The sequence below is a fragment of the Persicirhabdus sediminis genome, assembly GCF_016595495.1.
GTDB classification, from domain to species: domain Bacteria; phylum Verrucomicrobiota; class Verrucomicrobiia; order Verrucomicrobiales; family Akkermansiaceae; genus Persicirhabdus; species Persicirhabdus sediminis.
Genome location: NZ_JAENIM010000022.1, coordinates 57200 through 74431, shown reverse-complemented (window position 1 = coordinate 74431; position 17232 = coordinate 57200). Strand labels below are relative to the sequence as shown.

The 17232-nt window shown below is 49.1% G+C and carries 15 protein-coding genes; 6 read left to right on the top strand and 9 right to left on the bottom strand.

Annotated elements, in window-relative coordinates; translation table 11 throughout:
* Positions 1 to 5 precede the first annotated feature (5 nt).
* From metK to JIN82_RS04990, 5 genes are all read left to right on the top strand, one after another.
* Positions 6 to 1193 (top strand): methionine adenosyltransferase, encoded by a 1188-nt coding sequence (gene metK / locus JIN82_RS05010; RefSeq protein ID WP_200310549.1) that lies wholly within the window; start codon positions 6 to 8, stop codon positions 1191 to 1193.
* A 27-nt stretch (positions 1194 to 1220) separates the two neighbouring features.
* A complete protein-coding gene (gene ahcY / locus JIN82_RS05005; RefSeq protein WP_200310548.1) occupies positions 1221 to 2648 on the top strand; it encodes an adenosylhomocysteinase in 1428 nt (475 codons plus the stop codon).
* Positions 2649 to 2768: 120 nt separating this feature from the next.
* Positions 2769 to 4643 carry a sulfatase family protein gene (locus JIN82_RS05000; protein WP_200310547.1) on the top strand — a complete coding sequence of 625 codons (1875 nt, stop codon included), beginning with the start codon at positions 2769 to 2771 and terminating at the stop codon, positions 4641 to 4643.
* Positions 4644 to 4707: 64 nt separating this feature from the next.
* On the top strand, positions 4708 to 5316 hold the full coding sequence (locus JIN82_RS04995; protein ID WP_234041780.1) for a LysM peptidoglycan-binding domain-containing protein: 609 nt from the start codon (positions 4708 to 4710) through the stop codon (positions 5314 to 5316).
* A gap of 187 nt (positions 5317 to 5503) precedes the next feature.
* Positions 5504 to 6325: a multidrug resistance efflux transporter family protein gene (locus JIN82_RS04990; RefSeq protein WP_234041779.1), complete on the top strand. Its 822-nt coding sequence runs from the start codon at positions 5504 to 5506 to the stop codon at positions 6323 to 6325.
* Here the strand turns inward: JIN82_RS04990 and JIN82_RS04985 are convergent.
* Positions 6322 to 7047: a glycosyltransferase family 32 protein gene (locus JIN82_RS04985; protein ID WP_200310544.1), complete on the bottom strand. Its 726-nt coding sequence runs from the start codon at positions 7045 to 7047 to the stop codon at positions 6322 to 6324. The genes JIN82_RS04990 and JIN82_RS04985 overlap by 4 nt on opposite strands.
* A gap of 211 nt (positions 7048 to 7258) precedes the next feature.
* On the opposite strand from JIN82_RS04985, the gene JIN82_RS04980 reads away from it, so the two are divergent.
* Positions 7259 to 8956 (top strand): glycosyl hydrolase family 28-related protein, encoded by a 1698-nt coding sequence (locus JIN82_RS04980; protein ID WP_200310543.1) that lies wholly within the window; start codon positions 7259 to 7261, stop codon positions 8954 to 8956.
* A 98-nt stretch (positions 8957 to 9054) separates the two neighbouring features.
* On the opposite strand, the gene JIN82_RS04975 is transcribed toward JIN82_RS04980, so the two are convergent.
* The 8 genes from JIN82_RS04975 to JIN82_RS04940 all read right to left on the bottom strand — a co-directional run bounded on the left by JIN82_RS04975 (position 9055) and on the right by JIN82_RS04940 (position 17098).
* Positions 9055 to 10002: an ABC transporter permease gene (locus tag JIN82_RS04975; protein ID WP_200310542.1), complete on the bottom strand. Its 948-nt coding sequence runs from the start codon at positions 10000 to 10002 to the stop codon at positions 9055 to 9057.
* A 12-nt stretch (positions 10003 to 10014) separates the two neighbouring features.
* Positions 10015 to 10932, bottom strand: a complete 918-nt coding sequence (locus JIN82_RS04970; RefSeq protein ID WP_200310541.1) for an ABC transporter permease — start codon at positions 10930 to 10932, stop codon at positions 10015 to 10017.
* A 15-nt stretch (positions 10933 to 10947) separates the two neighbouring features.
* Positions 10948 to 12870: a peptide ABC transporter substrate-binding protein gene (locus JIN82_RS04965; RefSeq protein ID WP_200310540.1), complete on the bottom strand. Its 1923-nt coding sequence runs from the start codon at positions 12868 to 12870 to the stop codon at positions 10948 to 10950.
* A 144-nt stretch (positions 12871 to 13014) separates the two neighbouring features.
* Positions 13015 to 14364 carry an ammonium transporter gene (locus JIN82_RS04960; RefSeq protein WP_200310539.1) on the bottom strand — a complete coding sequence of 450 codons (1350 nt, stop codon included), beginning with the start codon at positions 14362 to 14364 and terminating at the stop codon, positions 13015 to 13017.
* 9 nt (positions 14365 to 14373) lie between these two features.
* Positions 14374 to 15120 carry a hypothetical protein gene (locus JIN82_RS04955; protein WP_200310538.1) on the bottom strand — a complete coding sequence of 249 codons (747 nt, stop codon included), beginning with the start codon at positions 15118 to 15120 and terminating at the stop codon, positions 14374 to 14376.
* Positions 15121 to 15122: 2 nt separating this feature from the next.
* Positions 15123 to 15419: a hypothetical protein gene (locus tag JIN82_RS04950; protein WP_200310537.1), complete on the bottom strand. Its 297-nt coding sequence runs from the start codon at positions 15417 to 15419 to the stop codon at positions 15123 to 15125.
* Positions 15420 to 15758: 339 nt separating this feature from the next.
* Positions 15759 to 16430, bottom strand: a complete 672-nt coding sequence (gene trmD / locus JIN82_RS04945; protein ID WP_200310536.1) for a tRNA (guanosine(37)-N1)-methyltransferase TrmD — start codon at positions 16428 to 16430, stop codon at positions 15759 to 15761.
* A 119-nt stretch (positions 16431 to 16549) separates the two neighbouring features.
* The gene (locus JIN82_RS04940) at positions 16550 to 17098 is read right to left on the bottom strand and encodes a hypothetical protein (protein ID WP_200310535.1); all 549 of its coding nucleotides are present in this window, start codon (positions 17096 to 17098) and stop codon (positions 16550 to 16552) included.
* Positions 17099 to 17232 lie beyond the last annotated feature (134 nt).

Genomic DNA, 17232 nt, shown 5'->3' with positions numbered 1-17232 from the left:
AGATTATGAGCTATATATTTTCATCTGAGTCAGTAACTGAAGGTCATCCAGATAAGGTCTGTGATACAATCAGTGATTACATCCTAGATCGTTGCCTGGAGGGCGACCCGAATAGCCGTGTGGCTTGTGAAACGCTGGTCAAGGACAACATGGTTGTGCTGGCTGGTGAGATCTCTACCAACTCTGATTTTAATTATCAGACAGCTGTTTACGAGGCGATCAAAGAAATTGGTTACGTCCATGACGGCTGTGCATTTCACGCGGATCGTTTTGTCTTCATCAATGCTCTCGGCCAGCAGTCAGGCGACATTGCCCAAGGGGTTGATGATAAAGGTGCTGAAGGAAAAGCTCACGAAGAACAAGGCGCTGGCGATCAGGGTTTGATGTTTGGTTATGCATCTAACGAGACCCCTCAGCTGATGCCTGCTCCTGTGACTTACGCCCACCAGCTGGCGCAAGAAGTGACTCGTTTGCGCAAAGATGGTGAGCTCAACTGGCTGCGCCCAGATGCCAAGACTCAGGTATCATGCCGCTACGAAGATGACAAAGTTACAGAGGTTACCGCTGTGGTAATTTCTACCATGCACACTGAAGATGTTAGCCATGAAGAAATTTCTAGCACATTGAAGGCCAAGGTGATTGATAAAATCATTCCTGCTGAGCTGCTCAATGAAAGTACGGAAATTCTAATCAACCCAACAGGTAAGTTCGTCATCGGCGGGCCAGAAGGTGACTGTGGTCTCACTGGTCGTAAAATTATCGTCGATACCTATGGTGGTATGGGCCGTCACGGTGGTGGTGCATTCTCTGGTAAAGACCCTAGCAAAGTGGACCGCTCAGCTGCCTACATGTGCAGATGGGTGGCCAAAAATATCGTCGCTGCCGAGCTGGCTAACAAAGTGGAGATCCAAGTTGCCTACGCAATTGGTCACCCAACTCCAGTTAGCATTTCGGTAGATACCTTTGGTACCGCCAAGGTAGATGAAGAAAAAATCGTTGAAGCGGTGAAGAAGGTCTTCTCATTCAAGCCAGCTGACATCGTTGCTCAGCTAGATTTACTGCGCCCTATCTACAGCAAGACTACTAACTACGGTCACTTCGGTCGTGAAGATGCCGATCTTCCTTGGGAAGAAATCAACAAAGTAGACGAGCTCAAACAAGCCGTAGCTGAGCTCCAGCTAGCATCAGTCTAACCCTATCAAATTTAACTAATTAATCAAATGACAGCAACTTTAGAACAAACTGCCCAAGATTATAAAATCGCCGACATCAGCTTGGCTGATTTTGGCCGCAAAGAAATCGACGTCGCCGAGCACGAAATGCCAGGCTTGATGGCGATTCGTGAGAAATACTCAGCTGAAAAACCACTGCAAGGTGTGCGCGTGATGGGCTCACTGCACATGACCATTCAGACTGCTGTACTCATCGAAACTCTCGTTGACCTCGGCGCTGACGTACGCTGGTGCTCATGCAACATCTTCTCTACTCAGGATCACGCCGCCGCAGCCATTGCCGCAGCTGGAGTTCCTGTTTTTGCCTGGAAAGGTGAAACTCTTGAAGAGTACTGGGAGTGTACAGTTAACGCTCTAACTTTCCCTGGAGGAAAAGGTCCTCAACTGATCGTTGATGATGGTGGCGACGCCACTCTGCTCATCCACAAAGGTTACGAGTTAGAAAATGGTAGCGACTGGGTAAACCAGCCAGCTGAAAGCACCGAGGAAGGCATCATCAAAAACGTGCTGAAGAAAATTCACGCCGAAGAGCCAACTCGCTGGAACACTGTCGTGCCTGAGCTCAAGGGTGTTTCTGAAGAAACTACTACTGGTGTTCATCGCCTCTATCAGATGGTGGAAAATGGTTCTCTGCTTTTCCCTGCCATCAACGTTAACGACTCTGTTACTAAGTCTAAATTCGACAACCTTTACGGTTGCCGCGAAAGTCTGGTAGACGGCATCAAGCGCGCTACTGACGTCATGATTTCTGGCAAAACGGCCGTTGTTTGTGGTTACGGCGATGTGGGTAAAGGTTGTGCTCAAGCTCTTAAAGGCATGGGCGCTAACATTATTGTTACCGAAATCGATCCAATCTGCGCACTACAAGCTGCGATGGAAGGATTCCGCGTGATGCCTATCGAAGACACATTGGGCGAAGGTAACATCTACGTCACCACTACTGGTAACAAAGACATCATCACTATCGAGCACATGGAAAAAATGGCTGACCAGGCCATCGTCTGTAACATCGGTCACTTCGATAACGAGATTCAGGTAGAGAAGCTCGAAGCCTTCCCTGGTATCGAGAAACTCAACATCAAACCACAGGTGGATAAATACACATTCCCAGCTGGCAACAGCTTGTTCATGCTCGCTGAAGGTCGTTTGGTCAACCTCGGCTGCGCTACTGGTCACCCAAGTTTTGTCATGTCCAACAGCTTCGCTAACCAGACACTCGCTCAGATCGATCTGTGGAGAAATAAGGAAGACTACGAAAATAAAGTTTACCTGCTCTCAAAAGAACTCGACGAAGAAGTTGCGCGTCTGCACCTTGAGAAAATTGGCTGTAAGCTAACCACTCTATCTAAAGAGCAAGCTGACTACATCAGCGTCAAGGTTGAAGGCCCATACAAGCCTGCTCACTACCGCTATTAATCAAATCATACTCTAGCTGTAATAGCTGAGAGATAGATAACGCCTAGCTGGTTAGCCAGTTAGGCGTTTTTCGTTTATTATAGTTGTCAGCTCATGCTAGACCATCGCGTAATGATGGAGATGAAAAGACTTTCAAAATGGGCTGTTCTCGGTTGTTTGAGCATCACGGTCATCAAGGGGATTGCGGCTGATTTGCCGAATATACTTTGGATCACTGCGGAAGATCACGGTCCACATTTAGGCTGCTATGGTGATGAGTATGCCACTACGCCTGAGCTAGACGCGTTAGCTGCTAGGTCACTTCGTTATACTCAGGCGAGCTCTTCGGCGCCAGTGTGCGCGCCAGCTAGAACGACAATCATTTCTGGCATGTATCCAGCTAGCTTTGGCGCGCAAAACATGCGCTCAAAGGTGATTGTTCCTGAATGGTTAGAATGTTATCCAACGCTATTACGCAAGGCTGGCTACTATACAACGAACACAACCAAGCAGGACTACAACTTCGTCTACCATGATCAACCGTGGCATGATTCATCGGCCAAGGCTCACTGGAAAAACCGTGCCGACGGCCAGCCATTTTTTGCCATTTTCAATACAACGGTCTCTCATGAGAGCAAGCTGCGCAATAAGAACCCCAATGCCAAACATGACCCAGCGGGCGTGAATGTTCCATCCTACCACCCGGATACACCAGAAGTTAGGAAAAATTGGGCGCAATACTACGATCGTCTAACTGAGGTTGATAGCTATCTGAAAAAACATCTGGATGAGCTGGACCAAGCGGGGCTAGCTGAAGATACCATCGTCTTTTTTTATGCCGATCATGGATCCGGCATGCCTAGGCATAAACGTTTCCCAGGTTGGTCGGGTCTTCATGTGCCGATGATTGTGCATGTACCAGAGAAATGGCAACATCTAGCTCCAGCTGGCTATACTGCGGGAGGATCATCTGATAGGTTAGTGAGCTTTATTGACCTAGCTCCAACAGTATTGTCTATCGCAGGAGTTGAAATTCCTCAGCGCTATCAGGGGGCTGCGTTTATGGGCAAGTTTTCCCAGCCAGCTCCGACCTATAGCTTTGGCTTCCGTGGCCGCATGGATGAACGGACTGATAGCTGTAGATCGGTAACCGATGGGCGGTTCATGTACATCCGCAACTACTATCCTCACATTGCTCACGGGCAGGTTTTGGACTATCAGATGAAGACGCCAGCTACGCGGGTATGGTACGAGATGTTCCAGCGTGGTGAGCTCAATGAGGTGCAGGCTGCATATTGGAAACCACATCCAGCTGAAGAGCTTTTCGACCTAGAGAATGATCCTGAAGAAACGGTCAATCTTGCTAACAATCCCAAATATACAGCTGATTTGCAGCGTTTTCGTGAGGTGCAAAATGGCCAGCTGTTGAAGATACGAGATCTAGCCTTAATGCCCGAAGCGCAGATGCAATCAGCCTCTGAGACAGCGGGAATCACGCCCTATCAGCTAGCTCAAGATAATGAATTGTATCCAATGGAGCGATTGCTAGAAATTGCTAATGCTCAGGTTTTACCCAAGGCGGAGATGGAAAAAATGATGTTAGCGAAACTTCGAGCTGGCGTTAGCGGGCTGGAAGCCTACTGGGTGTTAGTCAATTTGCAACAATCAGCGGAGGCTCTCAGCGAGGTCGATGTGGAAGCCGTGAAGGTTCTAACGAAGTCAGATGTCGCTAGCACAAAGATTGTGGCTTGGCGTTTATTGGTCAATAAATACCCTGACGATAAGGCGCTCCAGCTAGCTGCAGCGACGCACATGTTTGAGCTGGCTGATAACCGTACAAACCAGGTCTTTACTTCTCTGGCAGCGCTTTCCTTGATTGAAGAGCTCAAGCTAGACTTAGGGAAACTCAAGCAGCTAGAGGAAGTGCAAAAGGCAAAACCATTAGAGGAAATCAAACATCGCTCAGACTTCGGCAAAGACTACCTCGCCAGAACCCGCCAGCGCATGGGATTGTAGGCCTCATGCATAGCGAATCTGCGGCTAGTAGGTAGGCTGGGCCGGCAACTGCTTCATTCTCTAAATGATTGAGCTGTGTCAGCGTTCGAACTTTTCGAAAGTAAGTTTTGCCATCAATGGTGGCTGTGGCATACTGCGCAAAATGAGAGGATTTCAGGCATATATCAAGGGGGCTTCTGTGGTGGCCATGAGCGTGCTGCTTCACAGCTGTGGAGGCGGCAGCAATGGCGTTGTCGAAAATCGAAGTACTCCCTCATTTAACCCTTCGGTTGGACCATTTGATAGCCGTGGAAACTATGTAGAATCATGGGCTGACGGGCCGCCAAGGTCTAGAAGTGGCAGTGCGCCGCAAGTTGCCATGGGCTCAGCTCCGGTGAAATCCACGCGCGTGACTCCTGAGATTAGAGAAACCTCAACTGCTAGAAAATCGACTCCTGCACCTGTAGCCCAAGCACCGCGCAAGACGACTCCGAGACCTGTAGCTGCAGCGCCAGCTCCAGTGAAAGTAAAACCTAAGGTTAAGCAGCCTACTCGTTATACGGTAAAAAAAGGCGATACCCTCTACGGTTTATCGCGTAAGTACAATACTTCGGTGAGCGCGATCCAGCGTACTAACGGCTTGAAAGGGAGCACGATTCGCATCGGTCAGTCGTTGATCATTCCCAGCTATTAAGACTTCTAGCAGACGTTTGATAGTTGGTCGTTATATTTACTGTGCTGCAAGGGCATAGTAAACTAAGCCTCTCGGTATGGTCAGATTGTTGTTGCTGGGTTTACTAGCAGGCTTGTTATTTAGCTCAACCTTCGTCTTTAACCGCGCTATTAGCTTAACTGGTGGCCATTGGTTTTGGACTTCGTGTTTGCGCTATGTCGCCACGATCTTGATTATTATCGTTGGCCTAAGCAGCTATAAAGGCCTGCCTTTTGTGCTTCAATGCCTGCGCGAGCTGAAACGTCACTTTGTCTTTTGGTGCATTGCTGGCTGCATTGGTTATGGGGCATTTTATACTCTACAATGTTATGCGATCACTAAGGCTCCCGGCTGGATGGTCGCTACCACTTGGCAGTTCACCATTGTTGCTTCATTGTTTGTGTTAGCTGGATTTGGAAAAAAATTGCACAAGCAGGTTTGGCTTGGTGTGATTGTGGTTTTCATTGGCATTGTATTAGTCAACCTAGCGAGTAGTCAGGCTGACTCGCTTGGTGTCGCTCTGCTGGCAGCGGTGCCAGTATTGATCGCGTCATTTTGTTATCCCTTTGGAAATCAGTTAGTCTGGGAGGCTAAGGTGGGGAGGTTAGGCTTGCCAACACTAGACCCAGAGGTGGTGAGAAACCCTTTTGCGAAGGTGATGTTGTTAGCTTTTGGCGCGCTGCCGCTGTGGGTGGTTTTGTATTTCTTTGTAGATGTGGGCGTGCCGTCATCTAGCCAGCTGCTTAATGTTTCCGTGGTTGCGTTGCTTTCCGGAGTTTTGGGCACGGGGATTTTTCTATATGCTAGGAATGAAGCAAAAACGGCCAATGAACTGGGACTGGTTGACGCCACTCAGGCCAGCGCCATGATCTTTGCTCTGATAGGGGAAATCCTTTTTCTCGGCGCAGAGGTGCCGCCCTTAGCTTCTATCGTAGGGATTGTAATCGTGATCGCTGGTTTATTTGCTTTGTTAAAAGTGAAACCAAGTTAGCTGACTGACCAACTGGCTAGCAAATCAGTGACTTTGTTAGCCAGTGGCTCATCGAGCATAGATAGGCAGAGGTTTAAGCCAGCTAGGTGACCTTGGTGGAAGTGCTGCAGCTTGCGTAGCGCGCTGTCATCACCTGCAGCTAGATGCTCAGCGATATATGGGCTGAGCATACCGACATGATCTAACTGGTACATGTTGAGCAATGAGTTTTGTGATTTGAGAAACTTTGGACCGAGTAGCTGAGGTGCTAGATTTTCACCACTGTGCACGTCTATGATGCGTTTACAGGCATGGATGTAGTAGTCTAAGAAGGGGTTATTTGGCTCAAAGACGCAAAGTGCATTGTGGATGCCGCGGCGAACACGTCCTCTATCATCTAGCCAAATTTCTCTACCAAAGGCATAACCGTCAGCTAGCTTTTCAGGTATCTGCATGAGCTCGGGCCGGAAGATAAATACATCCGCATCTAGCCAGATGACTCGGTGGTAGCCAGCATGCAGAGCTCGCCGAGATAAGAGTAGGCGACCGAGGTCGGTGAGCATGGGCCAGCGTTGACCTACCTTACTTTTGAATTCGCTAGAAAGTAGACTCAAAATGTCATTGTCGTCAGCTAGTTGATAGTCGTGGCCAGATGATTGGGCCCAGCTAGCTACCGAATCCAAGCTTGCCTGGATCCATGTTGGACGATGGTGGTTGCGGTATGATTGTATAACGAGTTCCACCTAGCTAAAATGCCTGAGTTACTAATCTGATCAATGCTAATGAGGTTTTCTTTTTTAGGCGAAGTATATGCGCATTCGGGTCAATGTGGTATTTTATTGGTGGAAATTATATGTCCAAAAATCTCCTTTAGAGGACTTCATTCGGTAAGCAAATGTCGTCATTAACGATCATGTCATATGGTTGAATGGGGGCTGAAATCGTGCTGCTAAAATGATGGATAGCTACAGGAATAGAAATTCGGTTTATAAAAATGTCTCGTTATTGTTATTTTTGGCGATTCATTTTTTACACGCCGATGATTCTTGGCGCAGCAAATATTATCCCGCTGACTGGCAGCCACCGAGCGCTGATCAAGTCCGATTTGGTGAGCCATTTTTGCAGGATTTCTCCTATGCTGGCTACCAACGCGGTGAGCAGACCGTGCCTCAAGTGAAAGGACCAGTATTTCGTGTCTCTAACTACGGGGCAAAAGCTGACGGGCGCACAGATAGCACCGTGGCGATTCAGCGCGCAATCGATGAAGCGAGCCGTGCTGGTGGAGGAGTAGTATTGTTTGATACTGGTGAATATAGACTGAGCCGCGCAAGTGGTTCTAACTGGTGTCTGCGGATTTCCACCTCTGGGGTAGTACTGCGTGGCTGCTCTAGTGGCCAAACTAAGCTGCTAAATACGAGTACCGACATGACTAAGTCTGTGATCGTTCTGTTTGAGGGACAAGCTGTAGCTGAGACTCAAAGTGAACTTAGCCAAGATATATTGGGCCCTGATAGAAAATGGTATGTTGAAGATGCTAGCGCGTTCTCGGTCGGAGATATCGTGATGTTATCGTGGGATTTCACCGATGATTGGATCAAACAACACGGGCAAGTTAAATTCTGGAAGAAGAATTCTCGGCCACAACCAGCAATTTATAAAAGAGAAGTGCTAGAAGTTAACCCAAGCGAAGGGTGGATTCTGGTAGATGTGCCAGCGCGCTACAGCTACCTCGTGCGAGACAATGCTAGAGTGGGGAAAGTTTCAGGCTGGATATCCCAGACCGGGATGGAAAATATCCAACTGGCTAACGTGCAAAATACTAACGAAGGCTGGGGAGATAAAGATTATAAGGTGGAGGGGACTGGCGCTCACATGACACATGGATCATGGGCCGTGCTCATGCATGATGTTTACGATAGCTGGCTGGTCAATGTGAAGAGCTATCAGCCAGACGAAAATACGAGCTCAGCGCATCTTCTATCTAATGGTGTGAAGCTTGATGATTCCTTCAGAGTAACTGTGAAAGATTGCTCTTTTCAGCGGCCCCAATACGGCGGCGGTGGCGGTAACGGCTATATGGTGCGGGTCCAAAATAGTAACGAATGTCTCATCGACCATTTCTTCGCCTGCTATTCTAGGCATGGCATTGTGATTTCTCATCCAGGATCTAGCGGTAATGTTTTTTACCGCTGTCGTGATAAAGATACCCAATGCTCGACTGGACTGAAAGGAACCCTGAAGACGAATGGTTCCGGCTCAGACGCCCATATGCATTTTAGTCATTCTAACCTCTATGACGGTTGCTCCGTAGAAAATAGCTATTTCACGGCTGCCCACCGCGGTGTGTGGGGGACTGTCCCTCACGCTCTAACTTCTAGCTCTAGCGTATACTGGAACACTGAGAGTAAAGGAAAACCTGTGAAGAGTAGTTATAGTGTAATTTCTAAACAGGGAGGTTATGGATATGTCATCGGTACCAAAGGCGATTATTCTGCAGTTCTAACGTCACTGAAAAAGGGTGACTCAACTGCACCTGAAGACATCGTAGAGGGTGAAGGGCAAGGGGAGCAATTAGTTCCTCAGTCGCTTTATGAAGATCAGCTGAAACGTAGACTTTCGTTAGCTGGCCCGCTTTCTACCTCGCGCCGCTAGAATGATATGTACCGCGAGAACAAATGGAAAGACGAAGCCCGCTGAGCTATGAGTATAGCTAACCCATGGGCGGTAGGTTTCACTTGCCATATCCCCACTTAATCTTTGCTGGCTTTTGGGTCAAGGGCATCACGCAGGCCATCTCCTAGGAAGTTGAGGGCAAAGAGTGTGATAGAAAAAAGAATGGCTGGAATCAATAGCAGGCTTGGGTGGGTTTCCATGTAGTTCGCTCCATCTTTAAGCATGATTCCCCATGAGCTGTTGGGCGATTCCACACCTAGACCTAGGAATGAAAGAGTCGCTTCCATGAGAATGAAGTTAGGGACTGTGAGGGTGGTATAGACGATGATGGGGCCGAGCATGTTTGGCATGATGTGGCGGCTGAGGATTTTCCAATGGCTGAGGCCGAGTGAGCGGGCTGCTTCTACGTACTCTTGCTCCTTGATGCCGATAACTTGCGCGCGTGCCATACGTGCCATAGTTAGCCAACCGAGGGCACCGATGGCTATGAACAGAGGAACGAGGTTCGTGGTTTTTTTGACTAATTCTACATCCCAGTGCCAGCTTTCTATCATGATGTCAGCTAGTGATTTGCTGTATTCAGAAATCAGCATAGCAAACAGAATGACCAGAACGAGGAAGGGGAGACCGTAAAGAATATCGACAAGACGCATCATTAGAGAGTCGGTACGACCGCCGATATAGCCAGAAATAGAGCCGTAGAGAATGCCGATGATGAGCGTCACGCTTGTAGCCACTAGACCTACCAAGAGGGAAATTTTTCCACCGTCTAGCAATCTAGCGAGAAGGTCGCGGCCAGATTGATCGGTCCCTAATAGGTGGTCAGCTGAAGGTGCCGCAAAGGTATTGCTGAGGTTTTGTGAGTTAGGATCTTGCAGCTGAAAGGCTGTAGGGGCAATGAAGCATAATACACAGATAGCTATGAGCACAAAGAGGCTAAGCATGGCCATGTGGTTTTTTGCCAGTCGCCGCCAGGCATCACGCCAGAGTGAATCACCTTTTAGGATTTCGTTTGAATCTTGCATGGAAAGTGAATGTTAGGCGCTTTCTCGAGCGCGTGGGTTGAGCATGGCTAGGGCGATGTCAGCAGCTAGGTTGGCGATTACGATAATAACGCCGTAGAGGAAAACCACGCCCTGGAGGATGTTGTAATCTCGGGATGTGGCACCATTGATGAAGTGCTGGCCGAGCCCTGGAATTTGAAAAATGGTCTCGACAATAAATGAGCCAGAGATGAGTGCGGCAAATGCGGGGCCAACGTAGGCGACCGCTGGAATGAGCCCGCCGCGCAATGCATGGCGTGTGATGATGCGATGAGTTGGTAACCCCTTGGCTTTGGCTGTACGGATGTAGTCTTGATTGAGAACTTCTAGCATACCGCCACGAGTGATACGGGCTAGGTAAGCTGCCGTTGTTAGCCCTAAGGTGATGGCGGGTAAGATCCAGTCAAATGGACCGCCCCAGCCAGCTACTTTTAGAAAACTAACATTGCTGGCGATATACATGGCAAGCAGCGGGCCAACAACAAAGGCGGGAATACAGATTCCTAACATGGCAATACTCATTGATGCATAATCGATGAATGAGTTCTTTCTCAGAGCAGCAATCACACCAGCTGGAATGCCCACAGCTAGAGCGATCAGCATTGAGCTAATACCAAGAATGAGAGAGACGGGAAATGAGGAGCCAATAATTTCTACGACTGGGCGATCTTTTGACATCGAGTCGCCGAGGTCACCCTGAGCGAGGTTTTTAAAGTAGTAGAGGTATTGAACAGGGAGCGGCTTATCGAGGTGATAGTAGGCTTTGTTTTTCTCGATGATGTGAGGAGGGAGTGCTTTTTCGTCGGTGAGCGGGTCACCTGGCATCATCCGCACTAGAAAGAATGTGATAGAGATCAGGCAAAAGACAACTAAGATCCCTTGGCCGAGTCTGCTGAGAATAGTCTTAAACATGGACGTGTGAGGTACTTAGTTAGTTTCGAGGTCGACAAATTTGTACGGATGGCTGTTTTGTAGCAGCGGGTGCCAGCCTTTGACTGATGGGTGAAGTAGGTAGTTCGTGGTGTACCAATAGGTCGGTAAGACAGGCATTTCTTCAAGTAAGACGGCTTCTGCTTCAGCTAGAAGTTGGAACCTTTTTTCAGGAGTTTCGCTGATAGATGCTTGCTTGAGTAGCTCTTCGTATTCTTTGCTAGACCAGCCGGTATTGTTATTGCCGTTGCTCTTTTTCCACAGGTCGAGGAAAGTTGTTGGGTCGGGGTAGTCGCCAATCCAGCCTCCAACAACGAGGTCATAGTCGAGCCGGTTAACACGATCGAGGTAGGTTTTCCATTCACGCTGGGCGATGGTAACATCAATGCCGAGGTGTTTTTTCCACATGTCCTGGAAGGCTTCGCTGAGGCGTTTGGATGTGTCTCGGTCGGTTGTTAGTATGTTGATTGTTGGAAAATCACGTGGGTTTTCAAATCCAGCTGCGGTCATCAATTTACGTGCTTTATCGGGGTTGAATTTCACCACATCCAGCGTTGGGTAACCAGAGAGAGGTGGCGTTAGGCCTGTAGCTGGAAGTTGCCCACCTTTTAGCAAGTGCTCGATGATCGCTTGTTGGTCGATGCTCATAGCGAGAGCTTGGCGCACGCGCTTGTCCTTAAGCGCATTGCGGGTGACATTGCAGCGCATGAAGTTGACGCCGAGGTAGGGCTCCTGGCGCAGTGAATCTGGGTATTTTTCCCGCGAGTATTCTATCATTTCAGGCGGCAAGGTATAAGTCATGTGCAACTGGTCGTTATAGAACATGCGAGCCTCGGTATAGGGGTTGGTGATTGGGTGAAATTCGATGCCGTTGAGTTTGACGGCGTCGAAATCCCAATAATGTGGGTTCTTTTCGGTTTTGATGTAGTGATTAAACTCCCATTCCGTTAGCTTGAACGGACCGTTGCTAACGATACTGCTTGGTGATGTCCAACGCGTGTGCTGTTGGTCAATTTCTCCATGAGCCAGAATGGTATGTTTGGGTACAGGGAACCAGGTGTAGTGTTTGGTGAGGTGAGGCAGGAATGGCGTAGTTGAAGCGAGCTGATAGACGACGGTGTGTTCGTCAGGAGTTTGCACGCCAACTTGCGCGCGATTCCACAAATCGGGTGAGCCAGCTGTGTGGTGGTCTAGCAATCTCTGAATGACTAGAAGGCGAGTTTCAGCTGGAATGGCTTCTGGCCAGCTAACGAGCTCGGGAGATTTCTGAATCGCTTGCAAGGCCTCGACCTTCAGATTGTCTAGGCCGTGATGGGCGATCCAATTTTGTTGATCGGCCTGGCTGAGTGATGCGAAGCCTGTGTTAGCTGATGAGTCGACAGAGATATTTTTATCGCCACGGAAATTGATTTGTTTGAGCTCATTCCAGCTGGTTGGAAAATTTTCATCCAGTCCGCATAAGATATACCCTAACTGGTTTTCGTTGTACTCTTTGGCATTTTTTAGGAAGTAGAGCATGGTGGCATATTTAGCTCCGAAGTTAGGTCTGAGGATACGTTCATGGGCAAAACGAAAATCCTCGCTGGTGAGAGCTTTGCCGTCTGACCATTTGGCGTCTTTACGCAGGTGAAATGTCCAGCGGGTGTAGTCTTCGTTAGCTTCCCAGCTCTCGGCCACTCCTGGCTGCGAATCACTATCAGACTTAGGATCCTCAACGCAGTGTCCCTCAAACAATGCACGAATGATGTTATTTTCTAGCACCCCAGTGACTACCTGTGGGTCTAGCGCCGCGGGCTCGTTGCTATTGCCAATGATCATGATTTTTTCCTCGGTCGCCTTGACGATAGGAGTTTCCTCTGAGCACGAGAAACTCAGCAATGCGAGCGCGAGGGCAGATAGGCTGGTAAGGAGGCGGATCATCGTTGCGCAGTTTTGCCTTTCTATGGCGATCTTTCAAGTGAGGATTTTGCTTCGATGATAATTCCCCTCAGTTGGCTAGCTAGAAACAAAAAAGCTTTAACGCACTGGGCGTTAAAGCTTGTTAAGTATATGAATGTTAGTTGTCTATTCTGAGCGGAAGTCAGGATAGGCGTTGGATGCATGCTCGGAGAAATCGAGGCCGTCTTCCTCTTCTTCTTCACTAGCTCGCAGACCGATGGTTGCATGGATGATTTTGAAGCCAATGAACGCGGCGACAAAGGCGGCGATGCTGGTGCTGAAAGCTCCAAGAGCTTGAACGCCTAACTGCTTGCCCGCAAAACCAGCCTCGTTGAACAAGGCTACACTGAGGGTGCCCCAGATGCCGTTGAAGAGGTGTACAGGAATGGCGCCAACGACGTCATCAATCTTGAATTTGAGCAAGAGCTCAGAACCTAATGTACTAACGACTCCGGCAATGGCGCCGATGATTACAGCGCTGGCTGGAGTGACCACATTACAACAAGCGGTTATCGCTACTAGGCCACCGAGGATACCATTCATGGTGCTTAATGGTTCTGGGCGTCCGTCGCGAATCCAGAAAGCTGCTAGTCCTAGCAAACCACCCGAGGCAGCTGCAACCATTGTATTTACGGCGATGCGGCCAATTTCATTTCCAGCTGCTAGGTTAGATCCACAGTTGAACCCGAACCAACCAAAACAAAGGATGAAAGTTCCGAGGGCGACAAGAGGAATGTTGTGACCTGAGATGAGCAATGGATCGCCATTTTTCGCAAAGCGTCCCTTACGTGGGCCAATCACGAGTACGCCTGCTAGAGCACAGGCTCCGCCGATAGAGTGAACCACTGTGGAGCCTGCAAAGTCGCTGAATCCGAGAGATTCTAACCACCCTGAAGTGCCGCCAAATCCAGGTGCGTAGTCGCCAGCAAAGCTGCCCCAACTCCAGTGACCGAGAATTGGATAGATGATGCCAGAAATAAGCACGGTGTAGGCGCAGTAGCCGATAAAGGTTGTTCTTTCAGCCATGGCTCCAGAGGTAATAGTCGCGGCTGTCGCTACAAAAACTGCTTGGAAGATCCAGAATACCCAGAGCTGAGAATCGCCATTAAATGTGGATAGCCAGGTGATTTCAGTACCTAGCAGGCCCATAGCTGTGGCGCCAAACATGAGGCCAAATCCAACAAACAGGAAGCAGATCATGGCGATGCAGAAATCAACTGCATTTTTCATCACTACATTGAGGCAGTTTTTTGCCCTAACACAGCCGAGCTCCAACAAACAGAAACCTGCTTGCATAAAAAATACAAGAGCCGCTGAGATCAGAACAAAGGTGGTATTGAGGTCTGACTCTAGCTGCTCAGTCGATGGACCGACAGCGGATTGGGCTGATTGGATATCGCCTGCCGCGGCGTTGGATGAAATGCTAAGTAAAAAGAAGCATACCAGCGCTCCTAATAGGGTGAGATGTTGTTTCATGTGTATTTGTTAGTGTTGGGTGAAGGTAGATAGAATGTCTGAAAACTCAGAGTTTAGAGCCTTGCGGCGTCCTTTATGAGGGACGCAGTCAATGATTTGGTAGGCTAGGGCGTCGGCGTCTACGGTGAGTTCGCCTTGTTCGTTAGTATTCTTCTGAATTTGCCGCGTGATCAGTTTATCAGCTTGAGCGGAATTCATGACCCTGCTGAGCAGTAATTGAATTTCAGGCTCTAGGGTGCTCCAACTGATGGCTGGCTCTTCTGAGTCTTCCTTAGACTGTGTGTCTTGTAGTTCTGTTGATGCTTCAGCTAGATTAGTTGGCTCAGCTAGCTCAGGTAGGTCGATTGGCTGAATGTCCTCTTGCCACGCTGGTTTCTCAGGTGATTTTTCAGCGGATTGTTTGAGATCATTAGCGATAAACTCTCTGACAAGCCTGACTACTTTGTCGATTTGTTCGATGTCGGTATTGAAGATCAAGGTCACCTGCATTTCTTCTTCGATAACAATAAGCAGGTTGAGCTTGCTGAAACCGAAGACCAATTCTCTTGGGGCGCGGGTTACTTGTTTATAGGATGTCACCATGTTGTTAGTCATGGTGATGACTCTTTCGATTAGCTCTTCGGATTTGTGGTAGTTGGTCTCTATCAGTACGCCACCTTGTTGGTTCCAGCTGTATTGTGCGCCAACTTTTTTGCACAACTCCATGAGGGCAATAGAGGTATTATAGGGAAGGTCTTTTGTGTTTGGGACGTTCATTGTTAGGATTCCATGCTAAGTTCACTCATTGCTTTGCTCAGGCTGGTATTGCTATTGCTGATAAGTCCGCGCAGGTTTTTGGTTTCGGGGTCCCACTTGTCTGCATAGTGGATGGCAATGAGCCGTTCGTCTTCTTTGATGATTGCTGACTCGGGCTGGCCAGCGTCTAGCAAATGAGCCAACTCGTTGGCGTAGTAAAATGTGAATTTACTCTCATCTTCAAAGAGTTGGCTGTCGCCGCCACCATTGGTGGAGATGATAGACTCACCTTTTTTTATGAAATAGTCAGTTCCGGTCATATGTGTTGAGATATGTGTTAGTACGTTTGCTTCGCGGGTGCGAAGAACGCGGGAGCATATCTCGTGCCATTAGCTCAGCAAGCCAGCTCTGCTGTTATGACATGAATTTATGGAAACTATGAATTTGTGCGCTATTAGATATATGGACAGGCAAAAAGTACTACGATGTTGTCATGTCACCTGAGTTTTTTTAGCTAAGGTGTCCTATGGAATTTACCAATGGAATCATCGGTAGTCCTTATTAGGGGGTGATAGATGTAAATATCTAGCAACGTGCAAATGCCTCTATGCTGTAGCTCGGGAGAGCTAAAGAACACAACTGGGAGTGAACCGAAGGAGTTAGCGCAGCAGATCTGGGCGATTTTGTTTGGTTCGCGCTAGTGCTTTTTCTTTTTTCCAGCTGGCGATTTTTGCGTGGTGGCCGCTGGTGAGGACGTCAGGGACTTTCATGCCGCGGAAGTCGATAGGCTTGGTGTAAGCTGGAGCTTCTAGCAGGTTAGGGTCGCTGAATGATTCGTCTTCCGGTGAGCGAGCATCGCCGAGGGCGCCTGGAAGCAGGCGCACGATGGCATCGGTGAGTACGGCGGCGGCGATGGCGCCGTTGGTGAGCACGTAGTCGCCGAGAGAGATTTCTTCATCGACTAGGGTATCGATGACGCGCTGGTCGACCCCTTCGTAGTGACCGCAGAGGATGATGAGGTGGTCTAGCTGGCTGAGCTGGGCCACTTTTTGTTGTTTCAGCTGGCGCCCTTGTGGGGTCATGAGGACGACGTGAGAATTTTCACTACGCAGCTCTTCGATGGCAGCGAAGATGGGCTCGGGTTTGAGCAGCATGCCTTGGCCTCCACCGCAGAGGTAGTCGTCGGTTTTACGATGTTTTCCTTCGGCCCAATCACGAATGTTGTGGGCGTTGATCTCGGCGATGCCCTGAGCTTGGGCACGCTTGATGATGCTCTCGCTCAGCGGAGCTAGGACAATCTCAGGAAATAAAGTAAGCACGTCGATGCGCATGCCAGCTAGTATGATGAGAGGCTGGCGATTGCCAACTCTTTATGCGCGCTTGAGTGGTAAAATAAAGGGCGCACGATGGACGGATTGATGATCCGTTCATCGTGCACTGGTGAGTGAAATTAGCGCGAACGAGTTCTGCCCCCTGAGCTGCTGGGCATTGGGCGCGGTGCTGGCGTGCTTGGGCGGCTGGCTGGTCTAGAGCTTGGGGTACTTGGGCGAGTCATTGGAGTACTTGGTCGCGTAGTCGGAGTGCTCGGCCTGGTGGTTGGCGTACTTGGGCGTGTGCTCGGGCGAGTCGTTGTTGGTGTACTCGGGCGAGTGGATGGCCTAGTTGTCGGTCTTTGATTGGCTGGCAGCTGGGTTGGTCGATTTGACCCCGGTCTGTCTGGTCGGTAAATCGGCTGCTCAGGTTTTGGCCTGTGGTGAGGTGGTCTCGTAGGTGGAGGTCTGTGGCCATGCGGTGGGCGACAGTAAACGTAGCGGCCTCCGTAGTAGCGATAATAATGGCCATGGTAATGCCAGTAGCTGAGTCCACCAATGGTAACTGCAACTGAGCCAGCTGGCACGGCATTGACGGTGGTGCCGTAGCCGTATGGATCGTAGTAGCAGGAGGTGGTGAGGAGGCTAAGAGCAAGAGCTCCCGTGAGACTGACAGTTTTCCAGTACATAACTTCAAATTAAGGTTATCCGCTTGGACGCGCAACTATGAGTTTTTATTCAAGCGATTAGCCACAGTGATGTAAACGAGCTTTTTAGCTGGGGTAGCCTTTTCTGAGTGATAAAAAATTCCCTCTGCAAATGG